The 20,979-nt window shown below is 64.6% G+C and carries 18 protein-coding genes and 1 tRNA gene; 11 read left to right on the forward strand and 8 right to left on the reverse strand.

Features of this window, described 5'->3' with window-relative positions:
• Positions 1-21: 21 nt before the first annotated feature.
• The 4 genes from sucC to recA all read right to left on the reverse strand — a co-directional run bounded on the left by sucC (position 22) and on the right by recA (position 3,910).
• Positions 22-1,188 carry an ADP-forming succinate--CoA ligase subunit beta gene (gene sucC / locus AC3FLX_RS09455; protein WP_488695902.1) on the reverse strand — a complete coding sequence of 389 codons (1,167 nt, stop codon included), beginning with the start codon at positions 1,186-1,188 and terminating at the stop codon, positions 22-24.
• A 90-nt stretch (positions 1,189-1,278) separates the two neighbouring features.
• On the reverse strand, positions 1,279-1,950 hold the full coding sequence (locus AC3FLX_RS09460; protein ID WP_488695904.1) for a DUF2889 domain-containing protein: 672 nt from the start codon (positions 1,948-1,950) through the stop codon (positions 1,279-1,281).
• A 342-nt stretch (positions 1,951-2,292) separates the two neighbouring features.
• The gene (gene recX / locus AC3FLX_RS09465; protein ID WP_488695905.1) at positions 2,293-2,751 is read right to left on the reverse strand and encodes a recombination regulator RecX; all 459 of its coding nucleotides are present in this window, start codon (positions 2,749-2,751) and stop codon (positions 2,293-2,295) included.
• 97 nt (positions 2,752-2,848) lie between these two features.
• The gene (gene recA / locus AC3FLX_RS09470; protein WP_488695906.1) at positions 2,849-3,910 is read right to left on the reverse strand and encodes a recombinase RecA; all 1,062 of its coding nucleotides are present in this window, start codon (positions 3,908-3,910) and stop codon (positions 2,849-2,851) included.
• A 262-nt stretch (positions 3,911-4,172) separates the two neighbouring features.
• Here recA and AC3FLX_RS09475 point away from each other — a divergent pair, with 262 nt between their 5' ends.
• The 5 genes from AC3FLX_RS09475 to AC3FLX_RS09495 all read left to right on the forward strand — a co-directional run bounded on the left by AC3FLX_RS09475 (position 4,173) and on the right by AC3FLX_RS09495 (position 9,102).
• A complete protein-coding gene (locus tag AC3FLX_RS09475; RefSeq protein ID WP_488695908.1) occupies positions 4,173-4,862 on the forward strand; it encodes a response regulator in 690 nt (229 codons plus the stop codon).
• A gap of 24 nt (positions 4,863-4,886) precedes the next feature.
• The gene (locus tag AC3FLX_RS09480) at positions 4,887-6,461 is read left to right on the forward strand and encodes a sensor histidine kinase (protein WP_488695909.1); all 1,575 of its coding nucleotides are present in this window, start codon (positions 4,887-4,889) and stop codon (positions 6,459-6,461) included.
• A complete protein-coding gene (locus AC3FLX_RS09485) occupies positions 6,458-6,808 on the forward strand; it encodes a DUF4212 domain-containing protein (protein ID WP_488695910.1) in 351 nt (116 codons plus the stop codon). The genes AC3FLX_RS09480 and AC3FLX_RS09485 overlap by 4 nt, the downstream gene beginning before the upstream one ends.
• Before the next feature lie 321 nt (positions 6,809-7,129).
• Entirely contained in the window at positions 7,130-8,827 is a 1,698-nt protein-coding gene (locus AC3FLX_RS09490) for an MFS transporter (RefSeq protein ID WP_488695912.1), read from the forward strand.
• A gap of 198 nt (positions 8,828-9,025) precedes the next feature.
• Positions 9,026-9,102: transfer RNA gene (locus AC3FLX_RS09495), tRNA-Met, on the forward strand.
• A 119-nt stretch (positions 9,103-9,221) separates the two neighbouring features.
• Here AC3FLX_RS09495 and panP read toward each other — a convergent pair.
• A complete protein-coding gene (gene panP, locus AC3FLX_RS09500) occupies positions 9,222-10,880 on the reverse strand; it encodes a pyridoxal-dependent aspartate 1-decarboxylase PanP (RefSeq protein ID WP_488695914.1) in 1,659 nt (552 codons plus the stop codon).
• 181 nt (positions 10,881-11,061) lie between these two features.
• Positions 11,062-11,736 (reverse strand): LuxR C-terminal-related transcriptional regulator, encoded by a 675-nt coding sequence (locus tag AC3FLX_RS09505; protein ID WP_488695916.1) that lies wholly within the window; start codon positions 11,734-11,736, stop codon positions 11,062-11,064.
• Between the two features lie 325 nt (positions 11,737-12,061).
• Between AC3FLX_RS09505 and AC3FLX_RS09510 the strand changes: the two genes are divergently transcribed.
• Positions 12,062-12,505, forward strand: coding sequence for a universal stress protein (locus AC3FLX_RS09510; RefSeq protein ID WP_488696215.1), 444 nt, complete (start codon positions 12,062-12,064; stop codon positions 12,503-12,505).
• Positions 12,506-12,536: 31 nt separating this feature from the next.
• Here the strand turns inward: AC3FLX_RS09510 and AC3FLX_RS09515 are convergent, their stop codons facing one another.
• Entirely contained in the window at positions 12,537-13,586 is a 1,050-nt protein-coding gene (locus tag AC3FLX_RS09515) for a serine/threonine protein kinase (RefSeq protein WP_488695918.1), read from the reverse strand.
• A 12-nt stretch (positions 13,587-13,598) separates the two neighbouring features.
• The gene (locus AC3FLX_RS09520; RefSeq protein ID WP_488695920.1) at positions 13,599-15,188 is read right to left on the reverse strand and encodes a DEAD/DEAH box helicase; all 1,590 of its coding nucleotides are present in this window, start codon (positions 15,186-15,188) and stop codon (positions 13,599-13,601) included.
• A gap of 247 nt (positions 15,189-15,435) precedes the next feature.
• Here AC3FLX_RS09520 and AC3FLX_RS09525 point away from each other — a divergent pair, with 247 nt between their 5' ends.
• The 5 genes from AC3FLX_RS09525 to ybeY all read left to right on the forward strand — a co-directional run bounded on the left by AC3FLX_RS09525 (position 15,436) and on the right by ybeY (position 20,876).
• A complete protein-coding gene (locus tag AC3FLX_RS09525; RefSeq protein ID WP_488695922.1) occupies positions 15,436-17,124 on the forward strand; it encodes a ClcB-like voltage-gated chloride channel protein in 1,689 nt (562 codons plus the stop codon).
• Between the two features lie 201 nt (positions 17,125-17,325).
• Entirely contained in the window at positions 17,326-17,703 is a 378-nt protein-coding gene (locus tag AC3FLX_RS09530; protein ID WP_488695924.1) for a hypothetical protein, read from the forward strand.
• Positions 17,704-17,766: 63 nt separating this feature from the next.
• Positions 17,767-19,119, forward strand: a complete 1,353-nt coding sequence (miaB, locus tag AC3FLX_RS09535) for a tRNA (N6-isopentenyl adenosine(37)-C2)-methylthiotransferase MiaB (protein ID WP_488695926.1) — start codon at positions 17,767-17,769, stop codon at positions 19,117-19,119.
• Positions 19,120-19,125: 6 nt separating this feature from the next.
• The gene (locus AC3FLX_RS09540; protein WP_488695928.1) at positions 19,126-20,121 is read left to right on the forward strand and encodes a PhoH family protein; all 996 of its coding nucleotides are present in this window, start codon (positions 19,126-19,128) and stop codon (positions 20,119-20,121) included.
• Between the two features lie 2 nt (positions 20,122-20,123).
• Positions 20,124-20,876, forward strand: coding sequence for an rRNA maturation RNase YbeY (gene ybeY, locus AC3FLX_RS09545; protein WP_488695930.1), 753 nt, complete (start codon positions 20,124-20,126; stop codon positions 20,874-20,876).
• Positions 20,877-20,979 lie beyond the last annotated feature (103 nt).

Below are 20,979 nucleotides of genomic sequence, written 5' to 3' on the forward strand. Positions count from 1 at the left end.
AGGCGGCAACGAAAGTTGTCCTTACTTGCCAGCGACAGCGGCCACGACCTTCTGGGCGGCTTCTTCCATCGTGTCAGCCGAGATGATCGGCAGACCGGATTCGGCCAGCATCTTCCTGCCCAGTTCTTCGTTCGTACCCTTCATGCGGACGACCAGCGGCACGCCCAGTTGCACGGCCTTCGACGCGGTGATCACGCCTTCGGCGATCACGTCGCAACGCATGATGCCGCCGAAGATGTTGACCAGGATGGCCTGCACGTTCGGGTTCTTCAGCATCAGCTTGAAGGCTTCGGTCACCTTCTCGGTGGTGGCACCGCCGCCCACGTCCAGGAAGTTGGCCGGCTCGCCGCCGAACAGCTTGATGGTGTCCATCGTGGCCATTGCCAGGCCGGCGCCGTTCACCAGGCAGCCAATGTTGCCGTCCAGCGAGATGTAGGCCAGGTCGAACTTCGAGGCTTCGATTTCGTTGGCGTCTTCTTCGTCCAGATCACGGTACGCAACGATTTCCGGGTGACGGAACAGTGCGTTCGAGTCGAAGTTGAACTTGGCGTCCAGGGCGATGACCTTGCCGTCGCCGGTCAGGATCAGCGGGTTGATTTCGGCCAGCGAAGCGTCGGTGTCCCAGAACGCCTTGTACAGACCTTGCAGGGCCTGGCGAGCCTGGGCGATGCTTGCGTCGGGCACACCGATCTTGCGGGCGATGTCGTCGGCGTCGGCGTCCTTCAGACCTTCGGCCGGATCAACGATCAGCGTGTGGATCTTTTCCGGGGTGTGGGCAGCGACTTCCTCGATGTCCATGCCGCCTTCGCTCGAGGCCATCAGGGCCACCTTCTGCGACACGCGGTCCACCACCAGCGAAACGTACAGTTCCTTCTTGATGTCGGCGCCTTCTTCGATCAGCAGGCGGTTGACCTTCTTGCCTTCCGGGCCGGTCTGGTGCGTCACCAGCGTCATGCCGAGAATGTTGCTGGCGTAGGTCTTGACCTCGTCGATGCTCTTGGCAACCTTCACGCCGCCGCCCTTGCCGCGGCCGCCTGCGTGGATCTGCGCCTTGACGACCCACACCGGGCCGCCGAGCTGTTCAGCCGCCTTCAGGGCCTCTTCGACCGAGAAAGCCGGGATGCCGCGCGGAACCGGCACATTGTATTTGCGCAGGATTTCCTTGCCTTGATACTCATGGATATTCATGCGTGTTTCCTTTCGGGTAGGCGTAAAGGGATTGGAAAAATGTTTGGAGACGAAGGGCTTGCGCCTGTTTCCTTGAGCCGACCGTGACGGTCAGCCCGACGTACCGTTGGGCCGGTGGGCCAGGGTGTCTTCGCCACCTGATGCGGGGGCATCGGCGCGTGACGCGGTCTGGGGGGACGACGCCGCAGCGCCGGCTTTCGGTTTCGGCTGGTGACCATACCAGCGCGGGTAAAACTGGCGAACTGCCTCGCCTGCGAAATGGAGCGCGTGGCATCCATGAAGCTGCATGGGCGGTTCGGGATTGGGATCGTCGGCCCCGTCGCGGATCTTGAACACATCGCCCGCGAAGGCCTGGATTGCAGCGGTCGGCAATACGCCGGCCAGCTCGGTAAGGTGGGTGCAGCCCGCCACGCTGCCCAGCCGGTCGCGCACGGCCTTGCGGAATCCCTTCGTCAGATTCAAGCCGATCAGCTGACGGTAGGCCGGGCCAATCGTGTCGCAATGCGTGGGATACGGAACCCAGTCGGAGCACGCTTCGGCATCGACGATATTCAGGCGCAGGTCGATCGTCACGCGCAGCCACAGGTCATGCAGCGGCTGGCCCTCGGGCCGGATGCGGTTACCGGCCAGCTCGATATCGCGTGGCTTGGTATCCGTCAGGCGTGCCTCGATGTCCCACAGGCCGTCGTCCCGCAAATACGCTTCGGCCGTGATGGCACGGCGATGACGCAAAGCACGATTGACGGGTGGGGAAAGCGGCATGACAGCAGGGGCTGAAGCGGCAGGCTGATGTGTGGCGGTATTCAGGGGCAAAGCTTATGGCGAACTCCGCAACCCGCTTTCTTGCGGACAGCCCGGCGCTTGCCGGACGGCCGCCTGGGCCGGAGAACTCGTGGAGTTTAACATGCCGCGCTGCTTTGACCGGGAACATCCTGCGGAACGCTTTGTCTGGCGCCGATTGTTGCAGGGGCAAAAGCGGCAAACCCGCGCCACATCAGGGAATACGGAAAACCGGGAGGCGCGCCGCTGCGTTGCATCAGTGGTACGACAACCGGCTTGACGGCCAGACGAATACCCCTTATGCGTACGCAGGTATGCAACTGGCTACTCCTCGTCCTCCGCGCCGCGGATGATCTTGCCGACCACGGCCCGGGAAAAGCCGCGCGCCATCATGAATCGGATCTGCTTGGCCCGCGCCTCAGGAGTATCCGGCGGCACGCCAAAGCGCTTGCGCCAGACTTCTTTTGCCCGATCCAGCTCGGTATCGCGCAACCTGTCCTGGAGATCACGTAGCTGCTCGTTGCCAAGCTGATGCGTTTTGGCTTCCTGCATCACACGCGCGGCGCCATAGCGACTGGCGCGGCGATGGACCAGGCTGTCGACGAAGCGGTCGTTCGACAACCAGTTTTCACGCTCCAGGGCATCGAGCAATGCTTCCACCTCTTCAGCCGATTCGGCATGCGGCGCCAGCTTGCGCGCCAGCTCGGCACGGCTATGCTCGCGGCGTGAAAGATAGCCAACGGCACGGGCTTTCAGAGAGAGCGGGGGGCGGGTACCAACCATCGGAAATCAGCAGTGACGAATAAGAGCAGGGGCGCGAAACAATAAAAAAGCCGCCGCACTGTCATGCGACGGCTTCCGTTGCCGAGTGGCAAGACCCTCAGTCTTCGATCTCGGCCGGTGCGGCAGCTACCGGGTTCGTCAGCGCCACGCCCAACGCGGCACGCACCTTGTTCTCGATTTCCGAGGCGATGTCCGGGTTCTCACGCAGGAATTCGCGAGCGTTGTCCTTGCCCTGACCGATTTTCTCGCCGTTGTAGCTGTACCACGCGCCCGACTTCTCGACGATCTTGGCATCCACGCCCAGGTCGATGATTTCGCCCTGACGCGAGATACCCTGGCCGTAGAGGATGTCAAAGAACGCCTCGCGGAACGGCGGCGAGACCTTGTTCTTGACTACCTTGACCTTGGTTTCGTTACCCACCACCTCGTCGCCCTTCTTGATCGAGCCAATGCGGCGGATGTCCAGGCGCACCGACGCGTAGAACTTCAGCGCGTTACCGCCGGTCGTGGTTTCGGGCGAACCGAACATCACACCGATCTTCATACGGATCTGGTTGATGAAGATGACCAGGCAGTTGGTGCGCTTGATGGTGCCGGTCAGCTTGCGCAGCGCCTGGCTCATCAGGCGGGCCTGCAGACCCGGCAGCGAATCACCCATCTCGCCTTCGATTTCGGCCTTCGGCACCAGTGCGGCCACCGAGTCGATCACGATCATGTCGATCGAGCCCGAGCGCACCAGCGCGTCGGTGATTTCCAGCGCCTGTTCGCCGGTGTCCGGCTGCGAGATCAGCAGGTTGCCGACGTCCACGCCGAGCTTGCCGGCGTATTGCACGTCCAGCGCGTGTTCCGCGTCGATGAACGCACAGGTGCCGCCCAGCTTCTGCATTTCGGCCACGACCTGCAGCGTCAGCGTGGTCTTGCCCGACGATTCCGGGCCATAGATCTCGACCACGCGGCCGCGCGGCAGTCCGCCCACGCCCAGCGCGATGTCCAGGCCCAGCGAACCAGTGGATACCACCTGGATATCCTGTTCGATGTCGCCATCGCCCAGGCGCATGATCGAGCCCTTGCCGAACTGCTTCTCGATCTGGGAGAGCGCGGCGGCAAGCGCCTTTTGCTTCTCAGCGCTCACGCCGGCGCCGGCCTTCTTGTCGTCCATGGTCGTCCTTCAGTTCAATTGATAGCAATTGGTGTATAAATAGGCCGCATGCGGCTTGGCGCCCGATTTTTAAGGCTTTTCCGGTTGAATTCGGAAGCTCTGGCGCCTGACCCGGCCTCGGCGCGGATCCCTTTCGGGACCACCTGCGCGGAATGACGGGTACTGTATAAAAAAACAGTATGCTTGGCAAGCCCCACCGGTACCGCGCCCGGCGGACGGCAATGCCGGCCTCAAAAAAGCTGGACAAGGGTGGAGACAAACCATGCGGATTCTGATCGCCGAAGATGACGACGTGCTGGCAGACGGCCTGACGCGCTCGCTGCGCCAATCCGGCTATGCCGTCGATCACGTCGCCAATGGCGTGGAAGCCGATTCAGCACTCTCCACGCAGAGTTTCGACCTGCTGATCCTGGACCTGGGCCTGCCGCGCATGCCCGGCCTGGAAGTGCTCAAGCGGCTGCGTGCGCGCGGCGCCATGCTGCCCGTGCTGATCCTGACCGCGGCCGACGGCGTGGACGAACGCGTCAAGGGGCTGGACCTGGGCGCCGACGACTATATGGCCAAGCCCTTTGCACTGTCCGAGCTGGAGGCGCGCGTGCGCGCGCTGGTCCGGCGCGGTGCCGGCGGCGGCGCCACGCTGATGCGCCACGGCCCGCTGGCATTCGACCAGGTCGGCCGCATTGCATTCCTCAACGACCAGATGCTGGACCTCTCCGCGCGCGAGATCGGCCTGCTGGAAATCCTGCTCACACGCAGCGGCCGGCTGGTATCGAAGGAACAGCTCGTGGACCACCTGTGCGAATGGGGCGAGGAAGTCAGCAACAACGCGATCGAAGTCTACGTGCACCGCCTGCGCAAGAAGATCGAGGTTGGCGGCATCCGCATTGCCACCGTGCGCGGCCTGGGCTACTGCCTGGAAAAATTCCAGCCCGCGATGGCCACGCATGGTTGACGCCGAATCCGAGATGGGACGTCCATGAGCCTGCTGCGCCTGCCCTGGCGACGCCATTCCGCCACAGGCGCCACCTACACGCCTGAACCGGCGCGCCCCACATTGGCCGACGCCGCCGCCGAAGATTCGGCGCTGGCCGACGCGCTACCGCATCTTGAGGAAACGTCCGCGCATCCCGCGCCGCGTTCGCTGTTCGGCGAGATTCTGGACTGGATGCTGGCACCGCTGCTGCTGCTCTGGCCGATGAGCATCGCGGTCACGTACCTGGTGGCCAAATCGATCGCCAACGGGCCATTCGATCGTGCGCTCGAAGCCAGCGCCATCGTGCTGTCTCAGCAGGTGCGCGAGGTAAATGGGCGCGTGACACTGCAGCTGCCGCTCTCGGCCCGCGAGATCCTGCGCGCCGACGAGACCGACAACATCTACTACCAGGTGGTGGGCAAGCGTGGCGAGTATGTCGCTGGCGACCACGACCTGCCCCTGCCGCCCGAGGACGAACAGGGCCATGCCGGGCTGGTGTCGATGCGCGACGATCGCGTGGCCGGCAACGATGTGCGCGTGGCCTATACCTATGTCGATCTGAAAAATGTCGGCGGCGACCAGCCGGTGCTGGTGCAAGTGGCTGAAACCCTGGACAAGCGCGCACGGCTCGCCAACGAAATCATCAAGGGCGTGATCCTGCCGCAGTTCGTGATTCTGCCGCTGGCGGTGGTGCTGGTGTGGTTCGGTCTCACACGCGGCCTGGCGCCGCTCACCGCGATTCAGCAGCGCATTCGCGCGCGCAACCCGGGCGATACCAGCCCGATCGACGAGCGCGCCGCGCCGCAGGAAATCACGCCGCTGGTGGCATCGTTCAACGACCTGCTGGCGCAGCTCGACCAGTCGGTCCAAACGCAGAAGCGCTTTATCGCGGATGCCGCGCACCAGATGAAGACACCGCTGGCCGGACTGCGCATGCAAGCCGAGCTGGCGCAGCGCGAGCAGTCGCCCGAAGAGTTGCGTCGTTCGCTGGCGCAGATAGCCGGCAGCTCCGAGCGCACCGCGCACCTTGTGACGCAGTTGCTGTCGCTGGCGCGCATGGAGAACCTGGCGGGCGCGGGCGGCATGGCGCCGCTGGATCTTTCCGCGTTGGCGCGCGACGTCGTCAAGGACTGGCTGCCGCAGGCGTGGGCGCGGCGCATCGACCTGGGGCTGGAAGCCGACGATCATCCGGTCCTGATCACGGGCAACCGCCTGATGCTGACGGAGATGCTCAACAACCTCGTCGACAACGCCATCCGCTACACCCCTTCCGGCGGCCATGCCACGGTGCGCGTGAGCACCGATGCGTTCGAACCGTTTGCCTACCTCGACGTGGAAGATACCGGCCCCGGCATTGCGCCCACGGAGCGTGAGCGCGTGATGGAACGCTTCTATCGCGTGCTGGGCACCAATACGGAAGGCAGCGGACTGGGCCTGGCGATCGTGCGCGAAATCGTGCAGCAGCACGGCGGCGAAGTCACGATCGACGACAACGTCTACCAGGCATCGCCGCGCATGGCCGGCGCGCGCTTTCGTATTACGCTGCGCCGCACGCCGTCCGAAGAGACGACCGCATGAAGAGAAGAACGCCCCGCGACCAGATGACGCCGCAGGAACGGCGCGCCTGGTATCACAACGTGCGATGGATCGTTGCGCTGCTGGCAGCGTGGTTTCTTGTGACCTTCGTCGTGAGCTGGTTCGCGCGCGAGCTGCGTTTCGACTTCATGGGCTGGCCGTTCTCGTTCTGGATGGCCGCGCAAGGGTCGCTGATCCTCTACGTGTTGATGGCGGCGCTCTACGCCTGGCGCATGAACCGCGCCGACGACGAGATACACGCACAGGAACAGGCCCACATCGACGCCCATCCGGCACCGCCTGCCCAACCTGACGGCAAGTCCGGCAACGCTGACCCTGGCACGATCTAAGGGCGATCTAAGGGTTTCCTCTCGACCCGCCTCAATTGCTGCGGGGCAAGAACGCCGCGCGCCGCGACGCCATGCGGTTGTGACTTGCAAAGCCTCGCAATGCAGCACGGCCAGCGCCCGCAAGACTGGCGCCGCGGCTAGCGTATACCCCGACGGATTCAGACCGGTTTGGCTTGAATCTGTCAGAACTCAGTAAGTTTCGCCTCCCACAATCGTTGCAACCTTGCCGTAATGGGCCGGTCCGCGCACACGCACGCGGCTCCAATGACAGGGACCCTTTAAAGATTTTCGACGGAAGAACGGAAACGGAGGAGACAACAAATGGCAAACGCGCATAACGCGGGAGCGGTGCCTGGCGGCACGGCTCACAATGCGCCGATGACGAAGGAAGAGAAAAAGGTCATTCTGGCCTCTTCCCTCGGCACGGTGTTCGAGTGGTACGACTTTTACCTGTACGGTTCGCTGGCGGCGGTCATCGCCAAGCAGTTCTTCGCCGGCCTCGATCCGACGTCCGCATTCATCTTCGCGCTGCTGGCATTCGCCGCCGGCTTCATCGTGCGCCCGTTCGGCGCGCTGGTGTTCGGCCGCCTTGGCGACATGATCGGCCGCAAGTACACCTTCCTGGTGACCATCCTGATCATGGGCCTGTCGACGTTCATCGTCGGCCTGCTGCCGGGCTACGCCACCATCGGCTGGGCTGCCCCGATCATCCTGATCCTGCTGCGCATGCTGCAGGGCCTGGCACTGGGCGGCGAGTACGGCGGCGCGGCCACCTACGTGGCCGAGCACGCGCCGCACGGCAAGCGCGGCGCCTATACGGCGTGGATCCAGACCACCGCCACGCTGGGCCTGTTCCTGTCGCTGATCGTGATCCTGCTGGTTCGTGAAGCGACGGGTCCGAACTTCGACACGTGGGGCTGGCGTATCCCGTTCCTGGTCTCGATCCTGCTGCTGGCCATGTCGGTGTACATCCGCCTGTCGATGAGCGAATCGCCGGCCTTCCAGAAGATGAAGGCCGAAGGCAAGACCTCGAAGGCACCGCTGACCGAAGCATTCGGCCAATGGCGCAACCTGAAGATCGTGATCCTGGCGTTGGTGGGTCTGACCGCCGGCCAGGCCGTGGTCTGGTACACGGGTCAGTTCTACTCGCTGTTCTTCCTGACGCAGGTGCTGAAGGTCGATGCCAAGACGGCCAACCTGCTGATCGCCGGCGCACTGGTGATCGGCACGCCGTTCTTCATCTTCTTCGGCTCCCTGTCGGACAAGATCGGCCGCAAGTGGATCATCATGCTGGGCTGCGCGCTGGCCGTGCTGACCTACTTCCCGCTGTTCAAGGCGCTGACCCACTACGCCAACCCGGCACTGGAACGCGCCCAGCAGTCGGCACAGATCGTGGTCACGGCCGACCCGGCCACCTGCTCGTTCCAGGGCAGCCCGATCGCCCGCGAGATCGACTTCCGCAGCTCGTGCGACATCGCCAAGCGTACGCTGGCACAGGCCTCCGCCAGCTATGACGTGGTGAACGCCCCGGCCGGCACGGTCGCTTCGGTCAAGATCGGCGACAAGGAGATCAAGGCCTTCGACGCCACCGTCGGCAAGGGCACGTTCGACGACGCCAGCAAGAAGCAGATCGCCGACTTCAAGAAGGCAGTCAGCACGGAGATGTCGTCGCACGGCTACCCGACCAAGGCCGATCCGGCCCAGATGAACACGATCATGGTGCTGGTGATCCTGGTCATCCTGGTGATCTACGTGACGATGGTCTACGGGCCGATCGCGGCCATGCTGGTGGAAATGTTCCCGACCCGCATCCGCTACTCGTCGATGTCCCTGCCCTACCACATCGGCAATGGCTGGTTCGGCGGCCTGCTGCCAACCATCTCGTTCGCGCTGGTGGCCCAGAACGGCAACATCTACTACGGCCTCTGGTACCCGATCGTGATCGCCGCCATGACCTTCGTGTTGGGCGCGCTGTTCGTCCGCGAGACCAAGGACATCGACATCTACGCCAACGACTGAACAGCCAGAACATCGCAGCATTCACCGGAGGGATACGACCGGTAACCCTCGCTCAGGATGGCTGGCCTACAGGCCAGCCGCTCCTTCCAGGCAGACCCCAGGGTCTGCCATTTTTTTTGGCAGCCGCCGAAGCTTGCAGAAAGTTGTCACGAAGGTGTTGACAGGCCGCAAAGCGTAGGTATAATTGCGGTCTTCGTTGGCGAATTAGCTCAGTTGGTTAGAGCGACGGAATCATAATCCGCAGGTCCGGGGTTCGAGTCCCTGATTCGCCACCATCTATTTGAAAAGCCGCAATCCTTCACGGGATTGCGGCTTTTTGCTTTGGGGCTCGTTAGGGCTTCAAGGCGTACCCGCCCCGCACGCCGCAGCGTTCGGGGCGTCCATCGTTGTCGACTCAGACCAGCGCCATCAGCGCGGCATGCTTGGGACTCTGCGCCGCAAGCGTTCGCTGCTCCTCCAGCACGCCTTGCAGGATTTCGTGCGTCGTATCCGGATTCGCCAGCACCACCCTGAACACCGCGATGGCCCGCCCGTCCCACTGCGACGACGTCAATTGCGTCCGCGACACGAATGAATGGCCGGCGTCGCGCTGCATTTCCTGGATGCTGATCGTCAGCGCGTCCAGCGCCTCCTGAATCCGCTCACGCTGGTCCGCCGGGGTCGAAGCGGATGCCAGCGCCGCCCGCGCGGCCTCCGGCACGTAGCGATAGGTGAGGATGCAAAGCTGCGGCCGACTGTCCAGTTCGAAGTCCGGTTGCTGCTCGATCAGTGATGCGAAGAACTTCGCATTGTCGATGCCGGTGTCGATCAGCCTGGCCAGCCCCTTGCGGCCCAGCAGGTGCAGGTTCGCGTAAAGCATGACGGCCGCCGCACCGCGCGAGCCTTCGAGCGTATGGCGGCCCAGGTCCACCGATCCCCTGCGCACGATGTAATTCGCATGCTGGATGATTTCCTGCGCCCAGGCCGGATCGCGGAACAGCACCATGCCGGCACCCATCGGCACATAGAACTGCTTGTGAGCGTCGATGACGACGGAGTCGGCCCGTTCGATGCCGGCGAACCGCCCACGCTCTCGCTCAGACAGCAACGTAGCGCCACCCCAGGCCGCATCGACATGGAAATGGCAGCCAGCTTCCTGTGCCACATCGGCAATGGCATCGAGCGGATCCACTGCGCCGGTCTCGGTCGTGCCCGCAATGCCGACGATGGTCATTGGCTTGATATTGCGCCGCTCCAGATCCCCGAGCGTTTCGCGCAGCTTGTCGATACGCATGCGCCCGTCGGCATCGACGGCCACCGGCACAAGATTGTCGCGGCCGATGCCCAGCACATCGGCGGCCTTGCGCAGCGAGTAATGACCGCGCTCCGACACGACGATCGCCAATCCGTCGTACCCGTAGTGGCGCAACGCCGCCGGCAAACCGGCGCTATGGATGCCGGCGAATCCCTCGCGGGCGCGCAGCACATTGTTGCGGCTAGCCCAAAGTGCGGCCAGGTTGGCCGTCGTGCCACCCGAACAGAATGCGCCGAGCGAATGCTCCGCATTGTGCAGCCATTGGGCGTAAAAACCGTCCTCGCGCCCAAACACCAGCTTGTGCAGCATGCCGATAACCTGGCGCTCCAGCCCCGTCAGCGCGCCCGAGGTTTCCAGCTTCACGACGTTCTGGTTCAGCGCTGCCACGATCTTTGCCAGTGACGGCATGAACGATGGCAGCGATGAGGTCATGTGACCGACGAACGTTGGCGCGGCCACCGGCATCACGTGGCGGAATACGTCGTGCAGCAGATGATCGGCGTGCACCTGCGGGGCGGTTGGATTCTCCGGCAGGTCCACCGAGGTGAACTGCGCCTCGCGCGTAGCGCAGGCGCCGGCCGGATCGAAATCCGGGCTCGCAAAGAAGTCCGCGGGATGCTCGGCGATCCGGCGTTCCAGATCCTCGAACGCTCCCCGGTCCGCATCGAACCAGTGCAACGGACAATCGGTGTCCGCATGCGCGTCTTGCGCGGTTGCCTCGCGAGCGTTGTCTGACGTCTCCGTCGTGCGCGCCTTCATCTGCCTTGTCCGTTCCAGTGCCGTGCCGCCGCAACAAGCGGCACCGATAGGGCTGGAATTATGCCGGATTGGCGGGCGGCGCAGATACATTCCGTATCCGCGCCGTACCGGCTTCGGCAAAGCCCGCACGAGGTCCGCGCAGCCGCGCCTTCGTGCCGGTGAGCCTCGTGGATGTGGAGACCTAGCCGAGTGACGCCGCCGGGATCTTCGGCCGCAGTGTCGCCGGCGCGATTTCCGAGGGCGCCAGCCCATGAATACGCGCGAACTCGGCGAGGTCGATCAGCGAGTTCAGGCCCAGCTTGGTCAGGATACTGGCCTTGTGCGAGCTCACCGTCTTGTTGCTGATGTTCAGCACCGACGAAATTGCCTTGTTGGAATGCCCCGCCGCCAGAAAGCGCAGCACGGTCAGTTCACGGCGGCTCAGCAAGCTTCTGGGGTCAGCCGGATTGGCCGCGGCGCGGCGGAAGGTCGGCAGCGACCTTAGCGGAAAGGCGGCGTAGCCACCCATCACCGCGCGCACGGCATCGGCCAGCCCCTCCAGGCCGGCATTCTTGTCGATGAAGCCGTGCGCGCCGGCCAGCAATGCCCGCTCCGCCGCGCGCCGCTGTGCCGACAGCACCAGCACCCGCGTGTCCGGGCAGGTCGACACAACTTCTTCCAGTACGGCGTCTCCCGGCACATCGTCGAGGTGCAGATCCGTCACAACCAGATCTGCGGCGCGCTCGCGCAAGGCAAGCAGGGCATTGGAACCACCAGGTGCCAGGCGAACTTCGGCAAAGCCGGCGTCCTCGGTCAGGACGCGGTAGACAGCCTGGCGAATAACGGGGTGCGGATCGATAACCAGTGCATTGGGCATGTCGGATCTCCGAGTGAAGGAACCGGCAAAGCTTAGAGATCCGGCAGCGCGGGGGGTTACGGAAAGGTCTGGATCTTGGCAACGAAGCGTCTGGGCATTCCTACAGAAATTTCAGATGTTTCGGACTTGTGTCCACGAGCCGCGCCGTTAGACCCGTCAGTCCCTCGACCATTCGGATGGCCAAGCAAATGACAATCGTGAAATCCTCAAATATTCCGCATGGATTTGATCTACGTTACGAAGTGAGCATCTTGCGCGTGCCATGATGGTCACGTTGCGCTCCAGCGCCCGACGTATTTTCCAAGGAGATTGCGCCATGCCCCCGCTGTCCAATATCGTGCTTGCCACCGACGGTTCCCCCTTCAGCGATGCCGCCGCACGCTTTCTTGCCGATGGCAAGTTGCTGCAGACCGGATTCACGGTGCACGTGGTGCACGTATCGCCCGACGTTACGGGTCAGGTGCGTGCGTTCGTCAGCAAGGAAACCATCGACGCGTGGCACAACGAAGCCAGCGAGAAGGCCATGACATCGGTCTGCGCAATTCTTGAGGCCGCGCATATTCCGTTCGAGCGCCACGCGCTGCACGGCTATCCGCCGGAAAAGATTCTGGGCCTTGCGAAGTCGGTGACTGCCGATGCCATCGTCATGGGCACGCACGGCCGGGGATCGTTCTTCGACGCCGTGCTGGGTTCCGTAGCAGGCCGCGTGCTGGCGCAGGCCGATTGCCCGGTGGTGATGGTGAAAGCGGAAAAGGACCAGAAGGCCTGAGACGGCCTAAAACTACCCGAACGCGGACGAATCAGGTAGCCCAGAGTGGCGGTTCGTCCATCAGCGCGATCTGCTCGCGCAGTTCGAGGATGCGATCCTGCCAGTAGCGCGCGGTGCCAAACCAGGGAAATGCCGCCGGAAACGCCGGATCGCGCCAGCGGCTGGCCAGCCACGCGCTGTAGTGCAGCAGCCGCAGCGTGCGCAGCGCTTCCACCAGCCACAGCTCCCTCGTATCGAAATCGGTAAAGTCCTCGTAGCCCGCCACGATGTCGGCCAACTGGTCCTGCATCGCGGCGCGGTCGCCTTCCAGCAGCATCCAGATATCCTGCACCGCCGGACCCATCCGGCTGTCGTCGAAATCGACGAAATGCGGTCCTGGCACGCCACGGCCGCGCGCGTCGGCTTCATCAATCCACAACACATTGCCGCGATGGCAATCGCCGTGCAGGCGCAGCGAACGCACGTCGCCAGCCCGTTCGTAGCAACGGCGCACGGCATCTAGCGCCAGGTCCACCGCTGCGCGCCAGGCGACGAGCAGGTCGGCCGGAATGCAGTCGTGCTGGATCAGGTAGTCGCGCGAGGCCACGCCGAAGGTTTCGATATCGAGCGTGGGACGCGCCTGGTATGGCGCGGCAGCGCCACAGGCGTGAATCCGGCCGATGAACCGGCCCAGCCACGTACGCGTCTGCGCCTGGTCCAGCGGCGGTTCACGGCCACCGCAGCGTGGAAATACCGCGAACCGGAAGCCCGCGTGCATCAACAGCGTGCTCTGTGGCTGCCCCCCAATGCTGGCGCCCAGCGCCGGCACCGCGGGGATTTCGGCGTCGGCCAACTGCTGCACGAACGCATGCTCTTCGAGAATCGCCGCGTCGGTCCAACGGCCGGGCCGGTAGAACTTGACGACGACCGGCGAGGCATCCTCGATGCCAACCTGCCACACGCGGTTCTCGTAGCTGTTCAGCGCCAGCAGACGACCATCCGGATAGAACCCCGCAGCCTCGAGCGCATCGAGAATGCACTCTGGCGTTAGTCCCGCGTAGGGGACATCGTCGTTCGGTGCAGGGCTATCCGGCGTTGTCATCGCTGGGTTCGATCAGGGTGCCGGCTTGCGGTTACCGCCGAGCAGCGCTGCCTGGGGAGCAGGACGGCGATTGCGAGCCGGCGCCGCACCAGCGGCGTCCTGCGCCGGACGCGCCTGTTGCGGGCGAGCCTGCTGCTGACGCGGCTGTTGTGAACGCGGCTGCTGCGGACGCTGGCCGGCAGGCTTGCCCGCACCGTTCTGCGCACCATTGCCATTGCCGCTGCCATTGCCGTTTCGGCCCTCGCCACGCGCCGGCTGGGCGGCTGCTTGTGCCGGACGTTGCTGACGCGGGGCGTCCTGACGTTGCCCTTGCGGTGCGCGCGGCGCGCGGCGTTCACCGGCATTGGCATTGCCATTGCCGCCGCCGTTTCCACGCGGCTGCGCGCCACGGCCCTGACCGCCGCCGCCGCGCTGCTGACGACCCTTCTGGATCGGCTCGGCCGCGATGGACGGGTCCACCTCAAACCCCGGCAGCACTACCTGCTCGATCTGACGCTTGATCAAGCGCTCGATATCGCGCAGCAAGACGTGCTCGTCGACACATACCAGCGAAATCGCCTCGCCTTCGGCACCCGCGCGGCCCGTGCGGCCGATGCGGTGCACGTAGTCCTCGGGCACATTGGGCAGGTCGAAGTTCACCACGTGCGGCAGCTGGTCGATATCGATGCCGCGTGCGGCGATATCGGTCGCCACCAGCAGGCGCAGCGTGCCGGCCTTGAATTCGGTCAGCGCGCGCGTGCGGGCCGACTGGCTCTTGTTGCCGTGGATGGCCAGCGCCGACAGGCCGTCCTTGGTCAGCTGTTCCGCCAGGCGGTTCGCGCCATGCTTGGTGCGCGTGAAGACCAGCACCTGGTGCCAGTCGTGCTGGCGCACCAGATGGGCCAGCAGTTCGCGCTTGCGATCGCGATCCACCGGGAACACGCGCTGCGCCACGGTTTCGGCCGTGGTGTTGCGGCGTGCCACTTCGATCGACGCGGGATTGTTCAGCAGGCGATCCGCCAGTGCGCGGATGTCGTCCGAGAACGTGGCCGAGAACAGCAGGTTCTGACGCTTGGCCGGCAGGATGTTCAGGATCTTGCGGATGTCGTGGATGAAGCCCATGTCGAGCATGCGATCGGCTTCATCGAGCACCAGCAGTTCCACATGCGACAGATCGATGGTGCGCTGCGAGACGTGATCGAGCAGACGGCCCGGGGTGGCAACCACGATATCCACGCCACGCTTGAGGGCATCGATCTGCGGATTGATACCCACGCCGCCGAACATCACCATCGAGCGCAACTTCAGGTGTTTGCCATAGTTGCGCACACTTTCCTCGACCTGGGCGGCAAGCTCGCGCGTGGGCGTGAGCACCAGGGCTCGCACCTGCGGACGGGCACCGCGCGGCGCGGGATTACGCGCCGCGGAGTCGGACAGCAACTGCAGCATCGGCAGCGTGAAGCCCGCCGTCTTGCCGGTACCGGTCTGAGCACCGGCAAGGAGGTCGCCACCTTTCAGAATTGCGGGAATGGCTTGCGCCTGGATTGGGGTAGGCGTGGTGTAGCCCTGTTCGGCCACGGCACGCACCAGCTTGTCGGACAAGCCAAGTTCGGAAAAAGACATGAAATGACGCTTCGGCCGCCCATCGCGCAGCAGATGTGCGCCAATCGTGAAGCGGCTCGGGTAGATAACCGTACCTGAGGGTCAGGCCGGCGGGATGGGTCGATTGCCCCCGTTCCCGGGCTGGAAAGGCACGTAGTGTACCAGCCTGTGGAAAGCAGCGCGTCGCTTGTCGGTGCCAGGTGGCGCTGCGCTATCATGGCGGCCACCCGGTGCCGGCGCGCCCAAGCCCCCTCCCTTCCTCATCGCCATGCGGTTCCGTTTCCTCGAAGACCAGGAAGTCACACTCTTTGCGGCCATCCCGGTCGGCCTGCTGGCCGGCATCGTGACCACGCTGTTCAAGGATGCGCTGGAAGCCAGCGGGCTGGTCATGTTCGGCAAGGATGCCGACATCGTGCTGATCTTTGCCGGACTGGCGCTGGCCTGGCGCGTGGTGATCCCGATGATGGGTGGCGCCCTGGCCGGTGCGCTGCTGGTGGCGGCACAACGCTATGCCCGCACCGAAACCCTGCCCAGCGAATATATGGAAGCGGTGGCGCGCGGCACCGGCCGCCTGCCCGTGCGGATTACGCTGTTGCGCGCGTTGTCGTCGTTCTGCTCGATCGTCTCGGGCAGTTCCGTGGGTAAGGAAGGCGCGATGATCCAGCTTGCCGCGCTCACTGGATCGCTCTTCCCTTCCGGACGGGCCGACCAGGGTACCGGCGACGGCAATATGCGCCGCATGCTGACCGCGTGCGGCGCGGCGGCGGGCCTGGCCACGGCCTATCACACGCCGTTGTCGGCAGCCGTGTTCGTCGCCGAAGTCGTGTTTGGCGCACTGGCCGTGCAGCGCCTGATGCCGCTGCTGCTGGCGTCCGTGGCAGGCACGATGGTCAGCCAGTGGCGCGGGGGCCTGGAACCGCTCTACACGGGCCTGCATATCGGCCCGGACCTGCTCCAGCAGCCCCATCTGCTGCTGGCCGCCGCCGGTATCGGCCTGATTGCCGGCGTGTCCGGCGCAGTGTTCATGCGCGCCAATACGCTGGCGCGCAATGCCTTTCAGCATGTTCCCGGTGGCCCGGTCGGGCGCCTGGCCTTGGGCGGCCTGCTGGTGGGGCTGCTTGCCACGGTTGTGCCGGAAGTCGTAGGCAACGGCTACTACACGATCCAGACCATCCTGCGCAACGAACCGCTGTCCGTGGCCGTCTGGGGCGTGCTGCTGGCCAAGCTCGCGGCCACGGTGGTCAGCATGGGCTCGGGCGCCGTTGGCGGTGTCTTCACGCCATCGATGTTCGTCGGCGCGGCACTTGGCCAGTTGGTGGCGCTGGCAATTCCGGGCGGCACGGCCACGCCGGTTCTGCCGCTGGTCGGCATGACGGCTTTCCTGGCCGCCACCAGCCAGGCACCGCTGATGTCGATCCTGATGGTCTTCGAGATGACGCTGGCACCCACGCTGCTGCTGCCGCTGATGATCGGCGCCGTGGCGGCTTACTACACGGCGTCCCGCTGCCAGACGCTGTCGCTCTACAGCGTGGTGGTGGAGCGCGCGCAGGCATCGGCCGCTGTCGAGCGCGCCCGCGGGCTGCGCCTGGCCGGGCTGTGCGATCCCACCGACACGGTGATCGATCCCGAGGCCACGCTGGCCCAGGCCGCCGACAAGTTTGCCGAAACCGGCACGCGCTACCTGTATCTGGTGGACTCCAGCGGCAAGCTGCTGGGCGCGATCTCGATCCACGCCGTCCAGCGTGCACAGCGAGAAGCGCCGGACGCCACGCTGCTGTCACTGGGCGACCTGGCATTCCCCTCCCTGACGCCCGACTCGCGGCTGCGCGATGCGCTGGCGATATTCTCCGAACATGGCATCAACCGGATTCCGCTGGTGCGCGACACCGCCAGCCGCGAGCTGATGGGGACGGTGTCCAAGCAGCGCGTGCTGCAGGAAGCGTCCTGCCTGTTCTGAGCCGGACTCACCTGCGCCAGACTCACGCGCCAGCGATGTACGGTTTGCGCCACATCGCTCAGACGTGGCATCCCCCTGCCCGCGGCGCAAACGGGTAAAATCGCCGGTTACCCTGCCTGCGCGATGTGGCTGCAAGCGTGATGGCGTCCGGCGCCGGCGGTATTCCAAGAACGATCGCTGTATTTTTTGTCGGGAGTCTTCATGCTGAAGCTGTTTTCGCGTGCGTCGCACATTGCGTGCGCCGCTGTGCTGTTGTTGTCCGCCGCCCCTGTCCTGGCGCAGGAAACCCAGCCGATGCCGGGCGCGCCCGTGCGTGTGATTCCAGCGGACGCGCCGATGGCCCGCATGGAGCTGGCGCGGCCATCCGCCACCGATCCGCTGCAGGCCAAGCTCGACGGCAAGATCGTCGGCGTGGCTCCCGGCCTACGGATCTTCAGCACCGAAACGATGCTGATGAACCCGGCAACGGTGGCAGGCAGGAAGCTCAATGTGCGATACAAGCTCGACCTCTATGGCCAGCTGCTGACCGCGTGGGTACTGACCGACGCGGAAGTCAAAGCCTGGAAGGCCGCGCACTGACCCTTTTACGAAACAACCTGTTGTGCCCTGGCTGCCCCCAGGTAAACCACTGAGACCGGCACCATGAAGAAGGTATTTGTCAAAACGTACGGCTGCCAGATGAACGAGTACGATTCGGACAAGATGGTGGACGTGCTGAACGCCACGCAGGGCATGGAGCCCACGGACAACGTCGAAGACGCCGACGTGATCCTGTTCAACACCTGCTCGATCCGTGAAAAGGCCCAGGAGAAAGTGTTCTCCGAACTGGGCCGCATGAAGGCGCTGAAGGCCGCCAAGCCCGACCTCGTCATTGGCGTGGGTGGCTGCGTGGCCAGCCAGGAAGGCGCGGCGATTGTCTCGCGCGCCCCGTACGTGGACGTCGTGTTCGGGCCGCAGACGCTGCACCGCCTGCCCGACCTGATCAACCGCCGTCAATCCACCGGCCTGTCGCAGGTCGACATCTCGTTCCCCGAGATCGAAAAGTTCGACCACCTGCCGCCGGCCCGCGTGGACGGCCCGAGCGCCTTCGTGTCAATCATGGAAGGCTGCTCGAAGTACTGCAGCTACTGCGTGGTCCCGTACACGCGCGGCGAGGAAGTGTCGCGCCCGTTCGAGGACGTGCTGGCCGAAGTGGCCGGTCTGGCCGATCAGGGCGTGCGCGAAGTCACGCTGCTGGGCCAGAACGTGAACGCCTACCGTGGCACGATGGGCGGCACGAGCGAGATTGCCGACTTCGCGCTGCTGATCGAATACGTGGCCGAGATCCCCGGCATCGAGCGCATCCGCTACACCACGAGCCATCCGAAGGAATTCACGTCGCGGCTGGTGGAACTGTACGAACGCTGCGACAAGCTCGTGAATCATCTGCACCTGCCCGTGCAGCATGCGTCGGACCGTGTGTTGATGGCCATGAAGCGGGGCTACAGCGTGCTCGAGTACAAGAGCATCATCCGCCGTCTGCGTGCCATCCGCCCGGACATGTCGATGTCGTCGGACTTCATCATCGGCTTCCCCGGCGAAACCGATGCCGACTTCGACAAACTGATGGCGATGGTCCACGAGATCGGCTACGACACGTCGTTCTCGTTCATCTTCAGCCCGCGCCCCGGCACGCCGGCCGCCAACCTGCACGACGATACGCCGTACGAGGTGAAGCTGCGCCGGCTGCAGATTCTGCAGGCCGCGATTGAAGAGAATGTGGTGCGGATCAGCCAGGGAATGGTTGGCACCGTGCAGCGCATCCTGGTGGAAGGCCCGGCCCGCAAGGACCCGACCGAGCTGCATGGCCGGACCGAGAACAACCGCGTGGTCAACTTCGCGGTGCCGGGCGTCCCGCAGTCCCAGCGTGACCGCATGGTCGGCCAGATGGTCGACGTGAACATTACGCAGGCGTTCCCGCACTCGCTGCGCGGTGAAATCGTCGTGCGTCAATAAGGCAATATGAAGATCCCTTCAGCGGAATTCGTCGCTCCCAAGGACGACAACACACGCCTGCAGAACCTGTGCGGGCCGCTCGATGAAAACCTGCGCCAGATCGAGCAGGCGCTGGACGTCACGATCCAGCGCCGCGGGCACCGCATGACCGTGCGCGGCGAGCGCGCGCAGGATGCCGCGCTGGCACTGGAACGCTTCTACAACAACGCCAAGGTGACGCTGTCGATCGACGATGTGCAGCTCGGCCTGGTGGAATCGCGCCAGATCGCCGCGCACGGCGCCTACCTGCCCGGCAACGACGGGGAAGCACCCACCGGCCCGGACGATGAATCGCCCGTGCTACATACGCGCCGCGCTGGCCTGCAGGGCCGCACGGCCACCCAGCGCGAATACCTGCGCAACATCCTTTCGCACGACCTGACCCTCGGCATTGGTCCGGCGGGCACCGGCAAGACCTACCTGGCCGTGGCATGCGCCGTCGACGCGCTGGAGCGCGACGTGGTCAAGCGCATCGTGCTGACGCGCCCGGCCGTGGAGGCGGGCGAGCGGCTCGGTTTTCTGCCGGGCGACCTGGCACAGAAAGTGGACCCGTACCTGCGCCCGCTCTATGACGCGCTCTACGACCTGCTCGGCTTCGATCGCACGCAGAAGATGTTCGAGCGGCAGATGATCGAGATTGCGCCGCTGGCGTACATGCGCGGCCGCACGCTCAACCATGCCTTCATCATCCTGGACGAAGCCCAGAACACCACGCCGGAACAGATGAAGATGTTCCTGACGCGGATCGGGTTCGGTTCCAAGACCGTGATCACCGGTGACACCACGCAGATCGACCTTCCGCGCGGCCAGAAGAGCGGCCTGGTGGAGGCGCAGCACGTGCTGCGCGATGTGCGCGGCGTGGCTTTCACGCGCTTTACCAGCATCGACGTCGTGCGCCATCCGCTGGTGGCCCGCATCGTCGAGGCTTACGACGAATATCACGCCCAGCACAAGGACGCCTGATCTTGACCAAGAAGTCTCCCGCATCAAAAACGACCGACGCCACGCGCGTCGTCCTGTTCGACGCCGAAGGCCGCGCACGCAATGCGTCGGCCCACGCGCTGCGCATCCAGCTGGCCGATGGCCGCAGCCTGACGCTCGACCTGTCGCAAGCCAACGAAGGCGTGGTCGCCTTGCTGGCCGAGCACACCGATACGCGCCAGCAGGCTGGCCTGCTCGTGCGGCCCGACAACAGCGACACGCTGTCCGTGGCGGTCACCGCCACGCCGATCGTGACCACCACCGGCACGCCGGCCACGCCGCCTGAAGTCGAGCTCGACATCCAGTTTGGCGACGGCGCGAAAAAGCGTCCCGGGGTGCCGGGTCGCAAGCCGATCGAGAAATGGGTGAAATCGGCGCTCTATGCCGACGCCGCGCTGACCGTGCGCTTCGTCGACGAAGAGGAAGGCCGCACGCTGAACCGCACGTATCGCGGCAAGGACTATGCGACCAACGTGCTGACCTTTGCCTATGCCGAGAACGCCGATGATCCGGTCACCGGCGACATCGTGCTGTGCTGCCCCGTGATCGAGGCCGAAGCGAAACAGCAAAAGAAGCCGCTGGAGGCGCACTACGCCCACCTGATCGTGCACGGCGTGCTGCATGCCCAGGGCTACGAGCACGATGACGATGCCGAGGCCGAGGAAATGGAAGCGATCGAAACCGAGACGCTGCAGGCGCTGGGATTCAGCGACCCATACCTGCCGGTGCGCGAGTAGTCACACGAACGGCTACCTGTGACGGATGCGGCATTGCAATGCAGCCGTCACGGGGCTGCAAGCCTTTTAGTGTATGCTTCAGACGATCTCCACCACGCGCTCG

The organism is Cupriavidus sp. 291-E7 (assembly GCF_057798835.1).